The sequence below is a fragment of the Ruegeria sp. ABF4_144 genome (assembly GCF_056160045.1).
On record NZ_JBSWWK010000001.1, the window covers coordinates 710,062 to 730,154 of the forward strand.

Here is a 20,093-nt window from a genome sequence, read left to right on the forward strand (position 1 = left end):
GGCTTATAACACGGGACGCCCGATTTGCCTTGGAAAAAATGCACGCAAAAGTGGATTTAACGCTTGATTGTGTCGGAATGGCTCCCGCCTGCAATGCCCTGATCAGAAGATCGGGCTTCACAGTTGGGCCGGGCGCGGCGCCTCACGGCACCGCGTGGTCGCGTTCAGTGTCAGAGGATTTTCTGACCGGTCTTGGCCCAGTCTGCCAAGAAGGTTTCAAGGCCCTTGTCGGTCAGGGGGTGGTCGGCCAGTTTCTTGATCACGGCGGGCGGGGCGGTGATCACGTCAGCGCCGATACGCGCGCTGTCGGTTACGTGGTTCACCGTGCGGATCGAAGCGGCGAGAATTTCGGTTTCGAACCCGTAGTTGTCGTAGATCTGGCGGATGTCAGCAATCAGGTCCATACCGTCGAGGTTGATGTCGTCCAGGCGGCCAATAAAGGGTGAGATGAAGGTCGCGCCCGCTTTAGCGGCCAAAAGCGCCTGATTGGCCGAGAAGCACAGGGTCACGTTGACCATCTGACCTTCGTCGCTGAGGGTTTTACATGTTTTCAGGCCGGCCCAGGTCAGCGGCACTTTGACGGCGATGTTAGGCGCGATCTTGGCCAGTTTGCGGCCTTCGGCGATCATATCGTCGGCCTCAGTGGCAACCACTTCGGCGGATACGGGGCCGTCGACCAGATCGCAGATCTCTTTGGTCACTTCCAGAATGTCGCGGCCCGATTTCAGGATCAGCGAGGGGTTGGTGGTTACGCCGTCCACCATGCCCAGATCGTTCAGTTCGGCGATGGCATCAATCTCGGCGGTGTCTACGAAGAATTTCATGAGGGCAGTCCTTTGATGGGTTGGCCTTGGTCGCGGATGGCTTTACCTCAAAGAGACCCATGCTGGAACCCCCTGCAAAGGATATGCAGTGAGCGCTAACGGATTTTTCGACCACGGAGAGCTGGTGGCAGTGCTGACCACACAGCCGCTGGACCGGACGCTGGATTACAAAGCGCCCGAGGGCGGTTGTTTTCTGGGTGCATTTGTCGAGGTGCCTTTGGGGCCGCGAAAGGTGCTGGGTGTGGTCTGGGGGCCGGGACAGGGCGGCTTTGACATCAGCAAGGCGCGGTCGGTCATCCGGGTGCTTGAAGTCGCGCCGATGCGTGAAGAGATGCGGATGTTTCTGGGTCGTGTCGCCGATTACACGCTGACGCCGATGCCTGCGATGTTGCGGCTGGCAACGCGCGCGCCCGGGCTGGGTGATCCGCCGTCGATGCGCAAGATTTATCGTCTGGGCGATGGTGAGCCGGATCGGATGACCGATGCGCGAACCCGTGTACTTGAGGTGCTGCGGGATTTTGGTGGACTGGCATTCACGTTGAAAGAGCTGGCGGAGCAGGCAGGGGTGACATCCTCGGTCGTGAAAGGGCTGGTGAAACAGGGTGCGGTTCGGGAAGAGGACAGTCCCCGCGATCTGCCCTATCCACATCTGGACCCCGACCTGCCTGGAAAAGAGCTGACCGAGGATCAGGCGGCTGCAGTTGCCAAGCTTCAGGTCGGGCAGCGGACGGGTGACTACGGAACAACGTTGCTAAAAGGTGTGACCGGGTCGGGCAAGACCGAGGTCTATCTTGAGGCCGTCGCCGAAGCGCTGCGTATGGGACGGCAGGCGTTGGTGTTGTTGCCTGAGATCGCGCTGACCGCCGAATTCCTGACGCGGGTCGAGGCGCGGTTTGGTGCGCGTCCTGCAGAGTGGCATTCCGGTGCGACCATGACCGAACGTCGTCGGGTCTGGCGGATGGTCGGGCAGGGCGATGCGCAATTGGTCGTGGGCGCGCGGTCAGCGCTGTTCTTGCCGTTCCGCGATCTAGGATTGGTCGTGGTCGATGAGGAGCATGATACCTCCTACAAACAGGAAGACGGCGTGCATTACAGCGCCCGCGACATGGCGGTTCTGCGTTCGGCCATATGTGGCGGTCGGGTGGTTCTGGCGAGTGCGACGCCCTCGCTGGAAAGTTGGGCCAATGCCGAAGCTGGCAAGTATGAGCGCCTCGACCTGACCTCGCGGTTTGGTGCGGCAGTTTTGCCAGAGATGAAGCCGATTGATATGCGAGCCGAGCAGATGCAGCCTGGGACGTGGATTTCCCCGTCTCTGCGGCAGGCAGTGCGGCAGCGGATTGAACGCAGCGAGCAATCGCTGCTGTTCATCAATCGCCGGGGTTACGCGCCGGTGACGCTGTGCCGGGCTTGTGGCGAACAGATCGCCTGCGACCACTGCGATGCGCGGATGGTCGAGCATCGGTTCCTCAAACGTCTGATGTGCCACCAATGCGGTGAGACCAAACCGATGCCAGACACTTGCCCGTCTTGCGGGGTCGAGGGCAAGCTGGCCCCGGTCGGGCCGGGAATTGAACGGTTGGCGGAAGAGGCCGAGGCGACCTTTCCCGAAGCCAAAATTGCAATGCTCAGCTCTGACCTGTTCGGTTCCGCGCGGGCACTGAAGGCCAAGATCGAAGAAATTGCCGAAGGGGACGCGGATATTGTCATCGGCACGCAACTGGTGGCCAAGGGGCATAACTTCCCCAAGCTGACACTGGTGGGTGTAATCGACGCCGACCTCAGCCTTCACGGGGCCGATTTGCGCGCGGCCGAGCGGACGTTTCAGTTGATGCGGCAGGTCGCGGGCCGTGCGGGACGGGCGGACAAGCCGGGTCAAGCACTACTGCAAACCTTTCAGCCCGAACACCCAGTGATACGGGCCATCCTCTCGGGCGACGAAGAGGGGTTCTGGAAGGCCGAAGCCGCCGGACGGCAGGCCGCCGGAGTGCCGCCCTATGGGCGCATGGCCGGGATCGTGCTGTCTGGGCCAGAGGTGGGGCCGGTGTTCGATATCGGCAACGCAATGGCCCGCAATGATGCACCGCTGCGCGAGATCGGCGCGCAGGTTTTCGGCCCAGCCCCGGCGCCGATTGCGCGTATTCGGGGACGCCACCGCGTGCGCCTGTTGGTCAAGGCCCCCAAGGGCGCGCCCATTCAAGACGCCATCGCCCGCTGGATTGCTCCGCTGCGCCTGAAAGGGGATATCCGCCTGACCGTCGATATCGACCCGCAGAACTTTTACTGACCCTGCGTCAGCGCAGGGCTAATGTGCACCGCGTCCTTGCCCCTCGCCAAACCGTGAAAATGGGCGTAGAGGGAGTCCCATGTTGAAACCCATGCCGCTTTCCGAGGCGCAAAGCCTGCCGTTCTGGCGCCGTCCCATAACGCTCTTGTTCGTGATGGCGCTGACTATGCCTATCGCTTTCAACGCGTGGAGCGCACTGCTGAACAACTTCGTTATCGAAGTGGCCAATTTCGACGGTGCGGATATAGGTCTGCTGCATACGGTCCGTGAAATCCCCGGTTTCCTCGCGGTAGGTGTGATCGCAGTAATCATCTTCGTCCGCGAGCAAGTGCTGGCGATGATCTCGCTGATGATGCTGGGTGTGGCGACGGCGGTGACGGCGTGGTTCCCGAGCCTGGGCGGGTTGCTGTTCGTGACCTTGTTCAGCTCGATCGGATTTCACTACTACGAAACTGTGAACCAGTCATTGCAACTTCAGTGGCTGCCCAAGGATCGGGCGCCACAGGTGCTGGGTTGGTTGGTGGCCATGGGCTCGGCGTCCACCGCGGTGGTCTATGGCTTAATCGTGCTGACCTGGGATCGGTTCGATCTGTCCTATAATTTCGTATTCATGGCCGCAGGAGGTGTGACGGCGTTGCTGGCGCTGTTCTGCCTGTTTGCCTACCCTCAGTTCGATGCACCCACGCCGCAGACTAAAAAGCTGGTCCTGCGCAAACGGTATTGGCTGTATTACGCGCTGCAATTCATGGCGGGCGCGCGGCGGCAGATTTTCGTCGTCTTCGCGGGCTTCATGATGGTCGAAAAGTTCGGCTTTGAAGTACACGAGTTGACCAGCCTCTACCTGATCAACCTGGTGATTAACATGGCCGCCGCCCCTATGTTGGGCAAAGCGGTGTCTATGTTTGGTGAACGCCGCACGCTAATTTTCGAATACGCGGGTTTGGCCATTGTCTTTGCGGCCTACGGCGGCATCTACTGGTTCGGTTGGGGCGTTTTGTTGGCGGCGATCCTTTATGTGATCGACCATGTGCTATTCGCTTTGGCGCTGGCGTTGAAAACCTATTTCCAAAAGATCGCTGACCCGGCTGATATCGCGCCTACGGCAGCTGTGGCCTTTACCATCAACCACATTGCGGCCGTGTTCCTGCCCGCGCTGCTGGGACTGCTCTGGGTAGTGTCGCCTGGCGCGGTCTTTGCACTGGCCGCCGCAATGGCGCTGGTGTCGCTGGCCTTGTCGCTGCTGATCCCACGCCACCCCGAGCCCGGCAATGAGACCATCCTGTCGAAATACGCTCCGGCGCCCGCGGAATAGGTGTCAAAGCTTGACCTTGCCAACTTGTGGCCCTAGGCGCTGTCTCAACTGAGACAGGAGGCCCTCATGCCCACATTTACCGCGCTTACCACTTTGACCGGCAAGAAGGCCGCCGAAGGTCTGGGCGAAGCGATGGAGCGTCTTGATCCGGAGCCCACCGGCGTCGGCGTGTTCGAGGTCGAGGATGGATCGGGCCTGTGGGAGATCGGCGGCTACTTCACCGAAGAACCGGATGACACCGCACTGGCCGTTTTGGCCGCCGCGTTCGAGGCCAAGCCGTTTGTTGTTTCGGAATTACCTGAAACCGATTGGGTTGCCCATGTGCGCCGCGAACTGGCCCCGGTCGAGGCCGGACGATTCTTTGTCTACGGCAGTCACGATGCCGATAAACTGCCTGAGGGGCGCATTCCGCTGCTTATCGAGGCCGCGATGGCCTTTGGCACCGGCCATCATGGCACCACGCTGGGCTGCCTTAAGGCGCTGGATCATCTTCTGAACGACGGGTTTGCGGCGACCAAAGTGGCCGATATCGGCTGCGGCACTGCGGTTCTGGCTATGGCGGCCGCGCGGGTCTGGGATGGTGACATTATCGCCAGTGACATTGATCAGGTCGCGGTGGATGTGGCCGAGGCCAACCTGAAGGCCAACGGTATGTCCGGGCAGGTACACTGTGTCGAGGCCGCCGGGTTCGACCATCCTGACCTGCAGTCACACGCCCCCTATGATCTGATTTTTGCCAATATTCTCAAGGGCCCGCTGGTGGCTTTGTCCCCCGATATCGCAGCGAATCTGCAAGTCGGAGGATATGCGATCCTATCGGGAATCCTCAACGAACAGGCCGATGATGTAATTTCGGTTTATTCTCGGAACGGGTTCAATCTGGTCAAAAGAGATGAGATTGGTGAATGGACAACGCTAATTTTGTGCAAAAAAGGCCTAAATTAGACCATTTGCAGGAGTTCCATGGATTCTTGCCTCTTTTTTGTCGCAATCTGTAACTACCGTCATTGCGTGGTTACGGGGGCGGTTTTTGGAGGCTGCCATGACGGTGAAACATCTTGAATTCGATCAGCGCGTTCAACGCCTGAACAAAAAGCACGCTAAGCTTAGCCGGGGCTATCGCGCGACCATGCGCAAGGATGGCCTTGTGGTGATGAAGCCGCAGCGGGTCAAATCTGCGGTTCCGGTTAAGGCGCTTGTAGGGTGCTTTGTAGGCTTATTCGCGTTCAAGGTCTTTTTGCTGACAAGCCTGGGGGCGTCGGCATATCAATACCGCGTCGACAGTCTGGCGCAGGGGACATCTGTTGAAAAAGCCGGTGCTTGGGTGATGCAGATTGATCCGGTATCCGAGTATCTGGCGACGCTGATCGGCGGTTTCCTCAGCTAAGCCCGCTGGATTTCAAAAGAAACGCCGCGCATTGGGACATGCGCGGCGTTCTTTGTTTGTGCCCCAGTGGGGAGAGTGAGCGGTGGTTGTCTCTTAGCGACGACCATCTGCCACGAGGTCAATGTCCCCGCGGCACATACCGATATCGTCCAGTTCGCGGTCCGACAGACCGTTCAGCACGTTGCGTGTTACGCGGGCGTCATTCCATTCAACAACGGCGTTTACGACCGATGCGAAAGTCTCGCCGATACGGCCGACGAGGCCGAACGAGCCAGTGGTGGTGCGAGTGGTGTCCAGTGCAGCCATATCCTGTTTCCTTCTGGTTAGTGTTTAATTTTTAATCATCTGATGTACGCGGCATCTAGTCTTGTCGATCTGGTCGCGCAAGTGCGGAAATTGCATGTGTCCTATGCGTTTTTTGCAAGGGTGCTGAATCCTTAAAAGCCGTTAATTTATAGGCCATTAATCGTTCAGAAAACGTGTCGAATTCAGACTTTCTGCAGTCGCAAACAGGCCGTTTTGTCGCCCCTGAGATAGGTGTGTCGTTTTCAGGCTTGGGGTCAATTCGCTTGGAAAATGTTCACGCTTCGTGCTAATCCGAAAGAAAGATCACAAAAACCCGAGCAGGCTGAGGCGAAACATGCGAATTCTGGGCATTGATCCGGGGCTCAGGACCCTGGGATGGGGCGTCATCGAATCGCATGGCAGCCGCCTGAGCCACGTTGCGAACGGTCTATGCAAATCCGACGGCGATGATCTGGGCGAACGGTTGCTGTCGCTACACAACCAGATCGTCGAGGTCATTGCCGAACATCAACCCGATCAGGCCGCCATTGAACAGACTTTCGTCAACAAGGACGGCGCAGGCACGCTCAAGCTGGGTCAGGCCCGTGGCGTAGCGCTTTTGACGCTGGCGCAGGCCGGGCTGCCGGTCGGGGAATATGCACCCAATCGGGTCAAGAAGACCGTCGTGGGTGTGGGGCACGCCGAGAAGGAACAGGTCCTGCACATGGTCAAACTGCAATTGCCGGGCTGTCAGCCCAAGGGCGCGGATGCCGCAGATGCGCTGGCGATTGCCATCTGTCACTCCTATTACGGTACGGCGCCGCAGGCGCGGATGAAAGAGGTGCGGGCATGATTGGAAAACTGACAGGGCGACTGGATTACCGCGCGGCGGATCACGTGCTGATCGACGTGCGTGGAGTTGGCTATATCGTCTATTGCTCGGATCGAACCATGGCGGCACTGCCAGGTGTGGGCGAAGCAGTCTCCATCTATACTGATATGGTGGTGCGCGAGGACCTGATGCAGCTTTACGGCTTCCTGTCTTTGGTCGAGAAGGAATGGCATCGTCTGCTGTGCTCGGTTCAAGGGGTTGGTGCCAAGGTGTCGCTGGCTATCTTGTCAGCGCTGGGGCCGGACGGCGTTAGCCGGGCGATTGCTCTGGGCGACTGGGGTGCAGTCAAGGCGGCCAAAGGGGTTGGGCCGAAAACGGCGCAGCGAATCGTGCTGGACCTCAAGGATAAAGCGCCGGGTGTGATGGCGATGGGCGGAACGGTTACCGAAGCCACGGAGGGACCCGCTCTTGAAGTCGTGGAACTGGCCGAACCCACACCGGCGCCGAAGCGGGCGGCGAAACCGGCCTCGGGGTCTGCAGCCGCTTCGGCGGGCGCATTGTCGGCCCTGTCCAATCTGGGGTATGGACCGTCTGACGCTGCATCCGCCGTGGCCGAAGCGGCGGCCAGCCTGCCCGATGCCGGTGAGGCTGATCTGATACGCGCGGCGCTGAAATTGCTTGCACCGAAAGGCTGACTGAATGGTAGACGCCGATCCCACCCTGCGCCCCGAGCCCATGCCCGAGGACAATGACCGCGCGCTGCGTCCGCAGGGGCTGGATGAGTTTATCGGTCAAGCCGAAGCGCGTGCCAACCTGCGCATATTTATCCAATCCGCCCGCCAGCGGGGCGAGGCGATGGACCATACGCTGTTCCACGGCCCTCCGGGGCTTGGGAAGACGACGCTGGCGCAGATCATGGCGCGCGAGCTGGGGGTGAACTTCCGCATGACCTCGGGGCCCGTGCTGGCCAAGGCGGGGGACTTGGCTGCTATTCTGACGAATCTTGAATCGCGGGATGTGCTGTTTATCGACGAAATTCACCGCCTGAACCCGGCGGTCGAAGAGGTGCTGTATCCGGCGATGGAGGATTTTGAGCTGGATCTGGTGATCGGCGAAGGCCCCGCCGCGCGCACCGTCCGGATCGAGTTGCAGCCATTTACTCTGGTCGGTGCGACCACGCGGATGGGCCTGTTGACGACGCCCTTGCGGGATCGGTTCGGTATTCCGACGCGCCTGCAGTTTTACACGGTTGAAGAATTGCATGAGATCGTCACCCGCAACGCCCGCAAGCTGGGAGCGCCCGCTGACGATGACGGCGCGAGAGAAATCGCTCGTCGGTCACGCGGTACACCCCGAATTGCTGGCCGATTGTTGCGCCGGGTGGTGGATTTCGCCATCGTCGAAGGCGACGGGCGGATCACGCGCGAATTGGCAGACGGGGCGCTGACCCGGCTGGGCGTCGACAATTTGGGTCTGGATGGCGCTGACCGGCGGTATCTGAAGCTGATTGCCGAGAATTACGCTGGCGGACCGGTAGGGATCGAAACCCTGTCAGCGGCCCTCTCGGAAAGCAGGGATTCGCTGGAAGAGGTGATCGAGCCCTATCTGCTTCAGCAGGGTTTGATCCAACGCACGCCACGCGGACGGATGCTGGCGAAAAAGGCGTGGACGCATCTGGGCATGGCCGCTCCGAGGGGCCAAAGCGATCTGTTTGGTTGAAGCCGGGCGTCAGAGATTTTATGCCGTTGGCGAGAGTTTGTTCGAATAGATAAAGGACAGGGCGTGACACCCGAAGACATCCAGGCGTTGTTTACCCGCGAAAGCGGTGATTTTCTGTTCGCTCGCTGGGGGCGCCCCATCGTGCCCATCGTCTTTGGCGTTCAGGATGAAACGCTGGCCACCGTCAAGGGCGCGTTCGAAGCCGTAGTGGCGTTGGCCTGCCACAAGATGGCTGAGACCGACCCGGAACTTGGCGCCAATTGCATGGTGTTCTTCTTTCGCGATTGGCAGGAGCTGCTGGAAGTCCCTGACTTGGACCGGCTGATCCCCGATCTCGGGCCTCTGGTAGAGCGCTTGGTCGCCGCGGATGCCAACCAATACCGCGTCTTCCGGTTCGAGGACGATGGTACGATCCGCGCGGCCTTTGTTTTTTTGCGGATGGACAAAGAGATGTCCAAAGTACCTGCTGAAACGCTGGCGCTCAGCCAGGTGGTGCAGACCATTCTGTTGTGGTCGGATACCGCGTTTCGGTCTCAGTCACCGCTGGCCGTGGCCGGAGATACAACGGTTTTGCGCCCCGACATCGCTGAGCTGATCCGGGCCGCATACGATCCGGTTTTGCCCGGGGCAGCGCAGGATGGCTCTCATGCGTTGCGGCTCTTTGCGCGAATGCAGCCGCTGCAATAAGGGTTAGCTGGGCGGGCTATTCGCTCGCTTAAACGCTTTAACCAGATCAGTGCCACTTTCAAAGTAAGCCTCGGGGCCGACAAGATCGGTGACACCGTAGCGATCAAGCTCTTTGCGGACATTGGGTTCGACCAGCAGAAAAACCAGTTTGATGTTTTTGGGCTTGAGCAGGTCGTGAATGCTGCGCAGCGTGTAGCCTGCGGTAAAGTCGATATCATCCACGGCGGACGCTTCGATACAAAGCCACTGCAGCGGTGGATCGGATTGGTCGACGATGGCCGCGACCTCATCCGACAGGCGTTGGGTGTTGGCATAGTACAGGCTGTGGGAAAAACGATAGATCACAAGGCCCGGATCAAACTGGTTAGGGGCAGTGATGGGTTTCGACCGCCACCCTCCATCGTCGCTTTTGACGATTACAGCGTTTTTGGGCCGGTAACCGCGGCGCGTGTGGTCAATCAGTGACAGGACCATTGCAAAAATGATCCCTTGCTCGACGCCCACCAGAACCACCACGGCGGCGGTGGCGATTGCAATCCAGAACTCGGACCGCGCCTGGCGGTAGATGGCAGCAAGGCCCTTGAGGTCTATGAGTTTGACGCCGATCAGGAATACTACAGCTGACAGTGCCGCGTTCGGCAGAAACGCCAGTGGGCCAGTCAGAAACAGGATTACCACGAGGACAATGGCAACCGTCGTTAGCTGCGCGATCTGGCTGCGCCCGCCCGCGCTGGCGACCATTTCGGTCTTGGTGGGGCTGCCGTTGACCACAAAGGTTCCGGTAAAGGCCGCGCCCAGATTGGCCAGCCCCAGCCCGACGAGGTCGGTGTTTTCGCTGAACTTGTCATCATAGCGAGCGGCATAGGCGCGAGAGGTCGCCGCGCTTTGTGCCAGGATGACCACAAAGATCGACAGCGCTGTGGGTAGAAGCTGTTTGAACAGCGACCAGCTCCAATCCACATCGGGGATCGACAGGGCGGGCAGTCCGCCTAGAACCGTTCCCAATACGCCAATGCCGGATGCGCTGAACTGAAAGGCCCAGCTACACAGAATGATGCCCAGTATGGCGAAGAGGGGCCCGGGAAGTTTGGGTGACAGCCTTTTGCACCCGATCACAACCGCCAACACGGCCGCAGACACCGCCACTGTCGGCCAGTGGGTCTGGCTGAAATGCCGCGCGACGTCTATGAGCTTGGTAATTGTGCCGTGGCCCGCGCCCTCGATCCCCAGCATTCCGGGAATCTCGCCGGTGGCCACCTGTATGCCCACACCGGTCAGAAAGCCGACCAGAACCGTACGCGATAGGAAATCCGCCAGAAACCCAAGGCCAACAATGCGCGCGGCGATCAACAACACCGCCGCCATCAGGGCCAGCAAGGAGGCCAGCGCCAGATACTCGGACGACCCAGACACGGCCATGCCCGCCAGTGCCGACGCCGTGATCGCGGCTGTGGCAGAATCCGCCCCCACCACAAGGTGCCGCGACGATCCGAACAAAGCGAACAGAGCCATCGGGATTAGGATCGTATAGAGCCCCGTCACCACAGGGGTGCCAGCGATTTTGGTGTAGCCCATGACTTCGGGGATTGCGAGGCAGGCGAAGGTCAGTCCGGCCAGAACTTCGGCCGGCAGGGTAGCGCGATTGACCGGCAGGATTCCCTGCAGAACGGGAAGCGAAAATTTGCTCTCTTTTCCTTGGGGTTCGGCCATTCAATCACCTGTTACGTTCACAATCCAATTTTGGCAGGTTAGTCGGCAAAGGGCAGGATTTCGATACCGAGAACCGTGTGCGCCGAATTTTGTAGTCTCGCAGGGATTGCACGACCGCGACCGCGGGTGCATCTGTTGAGGGGGGGGCTCGTCCGAGCCCGATGATTTAAGCGGATTGAATAACCGGATTTGTAACCATGGCCGAAAACACCCAAGCGCAAGACACGCACATCTATCGGGTCAGGGTGTATTACGAAGACACCGACATGGGCGGCGTGGTCTATCATGCGAATTATTTGAAATATATCGAGCGCGCCCGGTCGGATTACGTACGTCGTCTTGGCAATGATCAGAATGCCATGCGTGACGACGGCGTTGTCTGGGTCATACGACGGATCGAGGCGGATTATCTGGCAACGGCAAAATTCGAGGATGAACTGACCATTGAGACCTGGTTCATTTCGCGTTCGGGCGTTCGGCTGACCATGGGACAGTTGGTAAAACGCGGCGAAACCGAGATTTTTCGCGCTACCGTCACGGCTGTTTGCATGAATGCGCAGGGCAAACCGGTGCGTCTTCCGGCAGAGATTCGCGCATTGTTGTAACAAATTGCGGCGTTGGGGTGGTTCTGTTGGCTTTTCAGGACCATCTGGGTTAGCGTTTGGCAAAACAAGGCCAAACCAACGGCCATCAGGCAAAAAAGAGCAGGTTCATGGAAGCTGAAACGCTGGCGCTGGCGCAGGAGATCGATTTCTCCATGTGGGGGCTGTATGCCCGCGCAACATTTATCGTCAAACTGGTGATGTTGATGCTGGTTGGCGCATCGATCTGGTCCTGGGCGATTATCATTCAGAAACTGATAAACTACCGCGCAGCCAGACGTGAGGCGCAGGGGTTTGATGAAAGCTTCTGGTCCGGGAATCCTCTTGATGAACTGTTTGAACAGATTGGCACTCAGCCTGACGGCAGTTCGGAAAAGATATTTGCCGCCGGGATGATCGAATGGCGGCGGTCTCACCGCACCGATGGCGGGTTGATTGCCGGGGCTACGGCGCGGATTGACCGCTCGATGGATGTGGCCATCGCGAAAGAAGCTGAGGGCTTGCAAAAGGGCCTGTCCATTCTGGCAACAGTGGGTTCGACCGCGCCGTTTATTGGCCTCTTCGGCACCGTCTGGGGCATCATGAACGCCTTTATCGAAATTGCCGAGCAACAGAATACCAACTTGGCTGTTGTGGCCCCCGGTATTGCCGAGGCCCTTCTAGCCACCGGTCTGGGCCTGCTGGCAGCGATTCCGGCGGTTATTTTCTACAACAAGCTCAGCGCGGACAGCGACCGGATCGTCAACGGCTATGAAGCCTTTGCCGACGAGTTCGCAACTATCCTGTCGCGCCAGTTGGACAGCTGACATGGGTGCGGCGGTTCAGCAGAACGGTGGCGGCAACGGACGCAGGCGCGGGCGGCGTCGTGGCCGCGCGCAGCCGATGGCCGAGATTAACGTAACGCCATTCGTCGACGTTATGTTGGTGTTGTTGATTATCTTCATGGTGGCGGCCCCGCTGCTGACAGTCGGGGTGCCTGTGGATTTGCCGAAAACTGCGGCCAGCGCTTTGCCGGGCGACAACGAGGAACCGCTGACCATCACACTGACCTCGGACGGTCGGGTGCAAATTCAGACCACGGATGTTGTGCGGGAAGAGTTGATTGGCAAATTGCGAGCGATTGCGTCAGAACGCAGCAGTGACCGCGTGTTCCTGCGGGCCGATGGGGCGATCCCTTACGCACAGGTGATGCAGATCATGGGCGCGCTGAACGCAGGTGGGTTTTCCAATGTCGGCCTGGTGACTGACACCGGTGGTCCGACGCTGGAAGAAGGTGGAGAGTGAGGCCGCACGGTGGACACCGGCACCAAGATCTCGGCAGTTGCCCACGTCGTTTTGATCGGATGGGCTTTTTTCGGCGGTACGTTCCGGTCCGAACCCCTGCCTATGGCGGTGCAGGAGGTGTCGGTGGTCACGGGTGAGCAATTCGATGCGATGACCGCACAGCGGGACGCTCCCGAGGTGACAACCCCAACAGCCTTGCAACAACCCGAGACACCAGAAGACGAAGTAACCCCGCCCGCGCCGGCAGAAGAGGAACTGACCCCTCCCGAGGTTGTGACCCCCCCGGAACCGGAACCCGATCCGGTGCCCGATCCGGTAGAGGAACCACCCGAGCCAGAAGTGGTCGAGGAACCTCCGACGCTTGAGCAACCCGAACCAGTGACCGAGGTGTTGCCGGTGCCTCCGGGCCCCGAGGCGCAGCCGCGTCCCGCGGACAAAGTGGCGCCGGAACCCATCGCACCACCGCCACCCGAAGCGCAGCCGGATGATGTGGAAACACCCGCCGTGTCGCTGGATGAGGGCGCCGAGACTCAGCAGGAACAGCAGGATCAGACCGCCCCGGAAGAGGCGACCGATGAGATCGTAACCGAGGCCGAAGAGACCAAGGATAACGCCCCGCGCACCTCTCCGCGGCCGCGGGTGAGGCCGAACCGCCCTGCACCTCAGCCGCAGACCGAAGTGGCCGAAGAGCAGGAGCCGACGCCTCCGAAACAGGTTGACGAAAACGCGGTTGAAGATGCGTTGGCTGAAGCTTTGCAAGAGAGCAACGCGCCGTCTGGCCCGCCTTTGACCAGCGGAGAGAAAGACGCCATGCGTCTGGCCGTGTCGCAGTGTTGGAATGTAGGGTCCTTGTCCACGGATGCATTGCAAACGATTGTGGTTGTTGGCTTTTCACTCACACCTGATGGCAAGGTCGTTGGCAACAGCCTGCGTATGATCGACAGCTCTGGCGGCACAGAAGTGTCTGCAAAACAGGCCTATGAGGCCGCCCGGCGAGCAATATTGCGCTGCGGTGCCAGAGGATATGACTTACCTGCTGACAAATATGATCAGTGGAAAGATATTGAGATTACATTCAATCCCGAGAGGATGCGGATCAAATGATGAGATTTCTGACCAGTCTGTTGCTAGGCCTGACGATTTTGGCAGCACCGGTACACGCCCAGAATGAACCGCTGCGGCTGGAACTGAAAGACGGGATCATCGAACCCTTGCCCTTTGCCGTGCCGAACTTTGTGCCCGATGGGCCAGCGGCCACGCAATACGCCAACGACATCTCTCGGGTCGTTGCGGCCGATCTGACCGGCACCGGGCTGTTCCGCGAAATCTCGTCGGACGCGTTCATCAGTCGGGTTAGCAGTTTCGAGGCCCCGGTTCAGTTCGCGGACTGGAAGGCTATCAATGCCGATGCGCTGGTGACGGGTGCCGTTAACGTTTCGGGCAACCGCTTGACGGTGCGGTTCCGGGTGTGGGACGTGTTCTCGGGGCAGGAACTGGGCAATGGTCTGCAATTTGCGGGCACCACCGACGGCTGGCGGCGTATGGCGCATAAGGTGGCCGATCAGGTCTATAGTCGGATCACCGGCGAGGGCGGCTATTTTGACAGCCGCGTGGCGTTTGTATCCGAAAGCGGCCCAAAGAACCAACGCCTGAAGCGGCTGGCGATCATGGACTATGACGGTGCGAATGTGCAGTACCTGACTGACAGCGCTGCCATCGTTCTGGCCCCGCGGTTTTCGCCCACTGGCGACCGGTTGCTGTATACCAGTTATGAAACCGGCCAACCGCGCATCTATGTTCTGGACGTGGACCGCGTCCGCAGGACCGAGCTGAAAACCCAAGACGGCACGATGAGTTTTTCGCCCCGGTTTTCTCCGGACGGTCGGTCAATTGTGTATTCGCTGATTCAGGGCGGCAATACTGATCTGTGGAAAATGGATATCGCTTCGGGGCAAAGTGTGCGCCTGACCAACACACCAGCGATTGAAACGGCGCCCAGCTATTCGCCGGATGGGTCACGGATCGTATTCGAAAGCGACCGCTCCGGTACGCCGCAACTTTACATCATGCCCGCAAATGGGGGTGAGGCGACCCGGATCAGCTTTGGCGCGGGCCGCTATGGTACTCCGGTCTGGTCGCCGCGCGGGGACTTGATCGCCTTTACCAAGCAGAACAAGGGCCGGTTCCATATCGGCGTTATGCGCACTGATGGCAGTGAGGAACGCCTGCTGACCTCGTCGTTCCTGGACGAAGGCCCCACGTGGTCGCCCAACGGTCGGGTTATCATGTTCACTCGCGAAACGCAGGGAGCCAGTGGCCGGGCGTCGCTTTATTCGGTTGATATCTCAGGGCGGAACCTGCGCCCGGTGCGTACGCCGGATGGTGGCAGCGACCCGTCATGGGGGCCATTACAGAATTGATCGGGGCAGGGGCTTGGAAAAGTTCACAAAAATCCTGCACTGTGCTACAGAGACGGCAATAAACCGATAAATCAACGAGGCACTTGAAATGAACGTATTGGGCAAAATCCTGGCCTTGGGCACGCTGAGCGTGATGGCCGCATGTACCAACAACGATCCGTCTGCATTGGGTGGCGGGTTTGGGAATGGCGCGAACGGTGCGATTGAGCCGGGCTCGCCCAGCGATCCGCGCTCGCCGGCCTATTTCCAGCAAACCATCGGCGACCGAGTGTTGTTCGCGGTAGATCAGTCGACACTGACGCCGCAGGCGCAACAGATCCTGCAGGGGCAGGCCGATTGGCTGATGGCAAATCCGGACTACGTGGCAACAATCGAGGGCCATGCGGATGAGCAGGGCACCCGCGAATACAACCTCGCCTTGGGCGCACGCCGGGCCAATGCCGCGCGTGAGTTTCTGATTTCGCGCGGGGTGGCGGGCAACCGTCTGACCACCGTCAGCTATGGCAAGGAACGCCCGATCGAGATTTGTAGCACCGAGGATTGCTATTCCAAGAACCGCCGTGCGGTGACGGTGCTGACCGGTTCAACCTTGGGGTAAGACGATGAAAGTTGCAGGATGGGTTCTGGCCGCGGTTGTCGCGACCGCTGGCATGGCACAAGCACAGGATCAGCAAACTCTGGCGGATATCCGGCAGGAGCTGACGGTGCTGCATGTGGAAGTTCAGCGTCTGAAGCGTGAGTTTTCGACCACGGGCTCTCCGGCCCCGAACCTGTCCGGCAGTTCCGTTTTGGAACGGGTAGACGCCATCGAGGCCGAATTGCAGCGCCTGACGCGCCAGACCGAACAGCTGAACCAGCGGGTGCAGAATATCGTGACGGACGGAACCAACCGTATCGGTGATCTCGAGTTCCGTCTGGTCGAGCTGGAAGGTGGCGATCTGAGCACATTGGGTGAAACCTCAACCCTTGGCGGAGATGCTCAGATCACCGCAGCAGCACCTGCAACACCAACGACCCCTCCGGTAATCGAACAGGGAGAATTGGCGGTAGGTGAACAGGCAGATTTCGATGTTGCAGCGCAGGCTTTGGCCGAAGGAAACTTTCAGGCCGCCGCCGATCAGTTTGCGCAGTTCGAGGCTTCATACCCTGGCAGCCCCCTTGCGCCCGAAGCCAATTTGAAACGCGGACAGGCGCTGGAAGGTCTTGGCGATACGCGTGAGGCTGCGCGGGCGTTCCTGGCCAGCTTTACAGGTGACTCCGAAGGTGTCTTCGCGCCCGAGGCCCTGTTTGAACTGGGTGCCGCATTGGGGCGCTTGGGTCAGACCGATCAGGCCTGCATCACCTTGTCCGAGGTTGGCGTGCGTTTTCCGTCCTCGGCCACCGTAGCCGCTGCCACGCAGGAAATGGCGTCGCTGGGCTGTTCTTGACCGATCAGGGCAATACGCTTCGATCCAAACTCCGCGCGCGGCTGCCTGACCGGCTGCCGCAGCGATTGGGTGTCGCGGTGTCTGGCGGGGGAGATTCGGTTGCTCTTCTGCACCTGTTGCACGAAATCACACAAAGTGAACCAATTCGGCTGTTTGCCGCGACGGTAGATCACGGTTTGCGTCCCGAAGCGTCTGCCGAGGCCGATCAGGTGGCCGAGCGGGCCGCGCGTTTGGGCATCCCCCACGAGACGCTGCTGTGGCAAGGCTGGGATGGATCGGGAAATCTGCAGGATCAGGCGCGGCAGGCGAGATACCGTCTGTTGGCCGACTGGGCGCAGCGCCACGACATTCCAGTGATCGCTTTGGGTCACACCGAGGACGATCAGGCCGAAACGGTATTGATGCGTTTGGGGCGGACGGCCGGCGTTAGCGGCCTTTCAGGCATGCCCTACGCGCGGGATCACAACGGCGTCACGTTGCTTCGCCCGATGTTGGGGATCACGCGGCAAAGCCTGCGGGATTACCTTTCTGAGCTTGGAGAGGGCTGGATCGAAGACCCTTCGAATCAGGACCAGAAATTTGACCGGATCAAGGCGCGCGAGGCGTTGACTTGGCTTGGAGAGCTCGGGATTTCGGCCCATTCTCTGGCCCGGGTCGCTGAAAACCTTGCACAAGCGCGTGAGGCGCTGGCGCTCTACACGCAAGAATCCGCGCGGAAGCTTGCAAAAGTAGACGGCGGTGACATCTGTATCGACCGCAATGGGTTCAGGCTGCTGCCAACGGAAATCCAAAGGCGGTTGGTCGTCGGCATCATCGCCTGGATTGCGGGGAATGGTTATCCGCCGCGCGGCGCGGCCGTTGATCAGGCCGTGGCCGCCGTTGACGAAGGGCATACGCTGACCCTCGCGGGGTGTCTGCTGATCTCGCACAAGGATAATATGTGGTTTTGCAGGGAACTAAACGCAGTTGCGACGGAAACCGCTGCACCGTCAGAGGTCTGGGACAACCGGTGGATTTTGTCCGGGCCGCAGACCGCAGGTGTCAAAATCCGCACACTGGCAGAGGCCGGCTTGCCGCAGGTGCCTGGGTGGCGGGCTATGGGCAAACCGCGTCAGGCGCTGTTGTCCACTCCGGCCGTCTGGAGCGGGGAAAACCTGCTCGCGGCTCCTCTGGCCGACTATTCAAACGGTTGGACCGCAAAATTCGCGCCGCAAAGACCCGAGTTTTACTCTTCTCTTTTATCGCATTGAACATGCTTGAATCATCTCTATTTTATAGAGCAACCCGGCAGGTCCCCATCTGCCGAAACCTTTTGGGAGATTTTCCTTGGGCAACGCTCGTAACATCGCCTTCTGGGTCGTTCTGTTTCTGCTGATCCTTGCACTGTTCAATTTTTTCAGCGGTCAGGGCGGAACACTTCAGAGCAATGAAAAAACCTATTCCGACTTCGTAACCGCTGTTGAAAGCGGCGAAGTCAAGAATGTGACGCTGGATGGTGAGCAGATTCGCTATACCACCCAAAGCGGCGCAAACTACGTCACTATCAAGCCTGGCGATGCCGAGGTCACCCAGCTGCTGATCAAGGAAGACATTCCTGTTCAGGCGGTGAAGCAACAGCAATCGGGCTTTCAGTCCTTCCTGATCACGTTGCTGCCCTTCCTGCTGCTGATCGGTGTGTGGATTTACTTCATGAACCGCATGCAGGGCGGCGGCAAAGGCGGCGCGATGGGCTTTGGCAAGTCCAAGGCCAAGATGCTGACTGAAAAGCATGGTCGCGTGACGTTTGACGACGTTGCAGGCATCGACGAGGCTAAGGAAGAGCTGGAAGAGATCGTCGAATTCTTGCGCAACCCGCAGAAATTCAGCCGCCTGGGCGGCAAGATTCCCAAGGGTGCGCTACTGGTTGGCCCTCCGGGTACCGGTAAAACGCTGCTGGCCCGTGCCATTGCGGGTGAGGCGGGTGTTCCGTTCTTCACCATCTCAGGTTCCGACTTTGTTGAGATGTTCGTTGGTGTGGGTGCATCCCGTGTGCGCGACATGTTCGAACAGGCTAAGAAGAATGCACCCTGTATCGTTTTCATCGACGAGATCGACGCCGTGGGTCGCCATCGTGGCGCTGGCTACGGGGGCGGTAACGACGAACGCGAACAGACCCTCAACCAGTTGCTGGTCGAGATGGACGGGTTCGAGGCCAACGAAGGCGTGATCATTCTGGCCGCGACCAACCGTAAAGACGTTCTGGACCCCGCGCTGCTGCGTCCGGGCCGGTTCGACCGCAACGTGACCGTTGGCAACCCGGACATCAAAGGCCGTGAGAAGATTCTGGGCGTTCACGCGCGTAAGACGCCGCTGGGCCCCGATGTCGATCTGCGCATCATTGCGCGCGGTACTCCAGGTTTCTCGGGCGCTGATTTGGCGAACCTCGTGAACGAGGCCGCGCTGATGGCTGCACGTGTAGGTCGCCGCTTTGTTACCATGGAAGACTTCGAAAACGCGAAGGACAAGGTGATGATGGGGGCCGAGCGCCGTTCGATGGTGCTGACCCAAGATCAGAAAGAGAAGACCGCATACCACGAGGCTGGTCACGCAGTTGTTGGTCTGGAGCTGCCACTGTGCGATCCGGTGTACAAGGCGACGATCATCCCGCGCGGCGGTGCGCTGGGTATGGTTGTCTCGCTGCCGGAAATGGACCGCCTGAACTATCACCGTGATGAGTGCGAGCAGAAGCTGGCCATGACCATGGCCGGTAAGGCTGCCGAGGTCATCAAGTACGGTGAAGATCACGTTTCGAACGGCCCGGCGGGCGACATCATGCAAGCCAGCCAGTTGGCACGCGCCATGGTGATGCGCTGGGGTATGTCGGACAAGGTTGGCAATATCGACTACGCGGAAGCCCACGAAGGTTATCAGGGGAACACCGCAGGCTTTTCGGTTTCGGCTCATACCAAAGAGCTGATCGAAGAAGAGGTGAAGCGCCTGATCCAGCAGGGCTATGAACGCGCCCACCAGATCCTGACCGAGAAGAACGAGGAATGGGAGCGTTTGGCGCAAGGTCTTCTGGAATACGAAACCCTGACCGGGGATGAGATCAAACGCGTCATGAACGGTGAATCACCCGGCGAGGGTGACGACGAGGGTGACAAGCCGGATGAAGGCAGTGCGCCCAGCGTGACGGCGATCCCGAAGACCAAGGTCAAGAAGTCTCCTCCCGATGGCGGGATGGAGCCGGAACCTTCGGCATAAACATACAAGACCCGGGCTTAGTCCCGGGTCTTTTTTCTTTCCAATCAGTGCCGACTCCCCTCTACTGCCGGGCGACA

20 protein-coding genes are annotated in these 20,093 nt (G+C 59.6%); 17 read left to right on the top strand and 3 right to left on the bottom strand.

Annotated elements, in window-relative coordinates; translation table 11 throughout:
• Positions 1 to 170: 170 nt before the first annotated feature.
• On the bottom strand, positions 171 to 824 hold the full coding sequence (gene fsa, locus ACXAGD_RS03690) for a fructose-6-phosphate aldolase (RefSeq protein ID WP_475208555.1): 654 nt from the start codon (positions 822 to 824) through the stop codon (positions 171 to 173).
• Between the two features lie 88 nt (positions 825 to 912).
• On the opposite strand from fsa, the gene ACXAGD_RS03695 reads away from it, so the two are divergent.
• The 4 genes from ACXAGD_RS03695 (at position 913) to ACXAGD_RS03710 (ending at position 5,807) form a co-directional block, all read left to right on the top strand.
• Positions 913 to 3,108 (top strand): primosomal protein N', encoded by a 2,196-nt coding sequence (locus ACXAGD_RS03695; protein WP_475208557.1) that lies wholly within the window; start codon positions 913 to 915, stop codon positions 3,106 to 3,108.
• Between the two features lie 79 nt (positions 3,109 to 3,187).
• A complete protein-coding gene (locus ACXAGD_RS03700) occupies positions 3,188 to 4,420 on the top strand; it encodes an MFS transporter (protein ID WP_475208558.1) in 1,233 nt (410 codons plus the stop codon).
• 66 nt (positions 4,421 to 4,486) lie between these two features.
• On the top strand, positions 4,487 to 5,365 hold the full coding sequence (locus tag ACXAGD_RS03705; RefSeq protein WP_475208559.1) for a 50S ribosomal protein L11 methyltransferase: 879 nt from the start codon (positions 4,487 to 4,489) through the stop codon (positions 5,363 to 5,365).
• A 97-nt stretch (positions 5,366 to 5,462) separates the two neighbouring features.
• Positions 5,463 to 5,807 (top strand): hypothetical protein, encoded by a 345-nt coding sequence (locus ACXAGD_RS03710; RefSeq protein WP_475208560.1) that lies wholly within the window; start codon positions 5,463 to 5,465, stop codon positions 5,805 to 5,807.
• A 93-nt stretch (positions 5,808 to 5,900) separates the two neighbouring features.
• On the opposite strand, the gene ACXAGD_RS03715 is transcribed toward ACXAGD_RS03710, so the two are convergent.
• Positions 5,901 to 6,113 carry a DUF1127 domain-containing protein gene (locus ACXAGD_RS03715; RefSeq protein ID WP_475208562.1) on the bottom strand — a complete coding sequence of 71 codons (213 nt, stop codon included), beginning with the start codon at positions 6,111 to 6,113 and terminating at the stop codon, positions 5,901 to 5,903.
• Between the two features lie 334 nt (positions 6,114 to 6,447).
• Between ACXAGD_RS03715 and ruvC the strand changes: the two genes are divergently transcribed.
• From ruvC to ACXAGD_RS03735, 4 genes are all read left to right on the top strand, one after another.
• Positions 6,448 to 6,945, top strand: coding sequence for a crossover junction endodeoxyribonuclease RuvC (ruvC, locus tag ACXAGD_RS03720; protein ID WP_170572909.1), 498 nt, complete (start codon positions 6,448 to 6,450; stop codon positions 6,943 to 6,945).
• Entirely contained in the window at positions 6,942 to 7,619 is a 678-nt protein-coding gene (gene ruvA / locus ACXAGD_RS03725; protein ID WP_475208563.1) for a Holliday junction branch migration protein RuvA, read from the top strand. The genes ruvC and ruvA overlap by 4 nt, the downstream gene beginning before the upstream one ends.
• 4 nt (positions 7,620 to 7,623) lie before the next feature.
• Positions 7,624 to 8,643: a Holliday junction branch migration DNA helicase RuvB gene (gene ruvB, locus ACXAGD_RS03730; protein WP_475208564.1), complete on the top strand. Its 1,020-nt coding sequence runs from the start codon at positions 7,624 to 7,626 to the stop codon at positions 8,641 to 8,643.
• A 63-nt stretch (positions 8,644 to 8,706) separates the two neighbouring features.
• Positions 8,707 to 9,330, top strand: a complete 624-nt coding sequence (locus tag ACXAGD_RS03735) for a hypothetical protein (RefSeq protein WP_475208565.1) — start codon at positions 8,707 to 8,709, stop codon at positions 9,328 to 9,330.
• A 3-nt stretch (positions 9,331 to 9,333) separates the two neighbouring features.
• Here ACXAGD_RS03735 and ACXAGD_RS03740 read toward each other — a convergent pair whose 3' ends face one another.
• The gene (locus ACXAGD_RS03740; protein ID WP_475208566.1) at positions 9,334 to 11,040 is read right to left on the bottom strand and encodes a SulP family inorganic anion transporter; all 1,707 of its coding nucleotides are present in this window, start codon (positions 11,038 to 11,040) and stop codon (positions 9,334 to 9,336) included.
• 197 nt (positions 11,041 to 11,237) lie between these two features.
• Here ACXAGD_RS03740 and ybgC point away from each other — a divergent pair, with 197 nt between their 5' ends.
• The 9 genes from ybgC (at position 11,238) to ftsH (ending at position 20,016) form a co-directional block, all read left to right on the top strand.
• Positions 11,238 to 11,645, top strand: coding sequence for a tol-pal system-associated acyl-CoA thioesterase (gene ybgC / locus ACXAGD_RS03745; RefSeq protein ID WP_475208567.1), 408 nt, complete (start codon positions 11,238 to 11,240; stop codon positions 11,643 to 11,645).
• A gap of 107 nt (positions 11,646 to 11,752) precedes the next feature.
• Positions 11,753 to 12,448: a protein TolQ gene (gene tolQ / locus ACXAGD_RS03750; protein WP_475208568.1), complete on the top strand. Its 696-nt coding sequence runs from the start codon at positions 11,753 to 11,755 to the stop codon at positions 12,446 to 12,448.
• A 1-nt stretch (position 12,449) separates the two neighbouring features.
• A complete protein-coding gene (gene tolR, locus ACXAGD_RS03755; RefSeq protein WP_475208569.1) occupies positions 12,450 to 12,926 on the top strand; it encodes a protein TolR in 477 nt (158 codons plus the stop codon).
• Between the two features lie 9 nt (positions 12,927 to 12,935).
• The gene (locus ACXAGD_RS03760) at positions 12,936 to 14,030 is read left to right on the top strand and encodes an energy transducer TonB (RefSeq protein WP_475208570.1); all 1,095 of its coding nucleotides are present in this window, start codon (positions 12,936 to 12,938) and stop codon (positions 14,028 to 14,030) included.
• Positions 14,027 to 15,346 (top strand): Tol-Pal system beta propeller repeat protein TolB, encoded by a 1,320-nt coding sequence (tolB, locus tag ACXAGD_RS03765; RefSeq protein ID WP_475208572.1) that lies wholly within the window; start codon positions 14,027 to 14,029, stop codon positions 15,344 to 15,346. Before ACXAGD_RS03760 ends, tolB begins: the two co-directional genes overlap by 4 nt.
• An 88-nt stretch (positions 15,347 to 15,434) precedes the next feature.
• The gene (gene pal, locus ACXAGD_RS03770) at positions 15,435 to 15,944 is read left to right on the top strand and encodes a peptidoglycan-associated lipoprotein Pal (protein WP_475208573.1); all 510 of its coding nucleotides are present in this window, start codon (positions 15,435 to 15,437) and stop codon (positions 15,942 to 15,944) included.
• 4 nt (positions 15,945 to 15,948) lie between these two features.
• Entirely contained in the window at positions 15,949 to 16,773 is an 825-nt protein-coding gene (ybgF, locus tag ACXAGD_RS03775) for a tol-pal system protein YbgF (RefSeq protein WP_475208574.1), read from the top strand.
• The gene (gene tilS, locus ACXAGD_RS03780) at positions 16,770 to 18,023 is read left to right on the top strand and encodes a tRNA lysidine(34) synthetase TilS (protein WP_475208575.1); all 1,254 of its coding nucleotides are present in this window, start codon (positions 16,770 to 16,772) and stop codon (positions 18,021 to 18,023) included. Before ybgF ends, tilS begins: the two co-directional genes overlap by 4 nt.
• 76 nt (positions 18,024 to 18,099) lie before the next feature.
• Positions 18,100 to 20,016 (top strand): ATP-dependent zinc metalloprotease FtsH, encoded by a 1,917-nt coding sequence (gene ftsH / locus ACXAGD_RS03785; RefSeq protein ID WP_475208576.1) that lies wholly within the window; start codon positions 18,100 to 18,102, stop codon positions 20,014 to 20,016.
• Positions 20,017 to 20,093 lie beyond the last annotated feature (77 nt).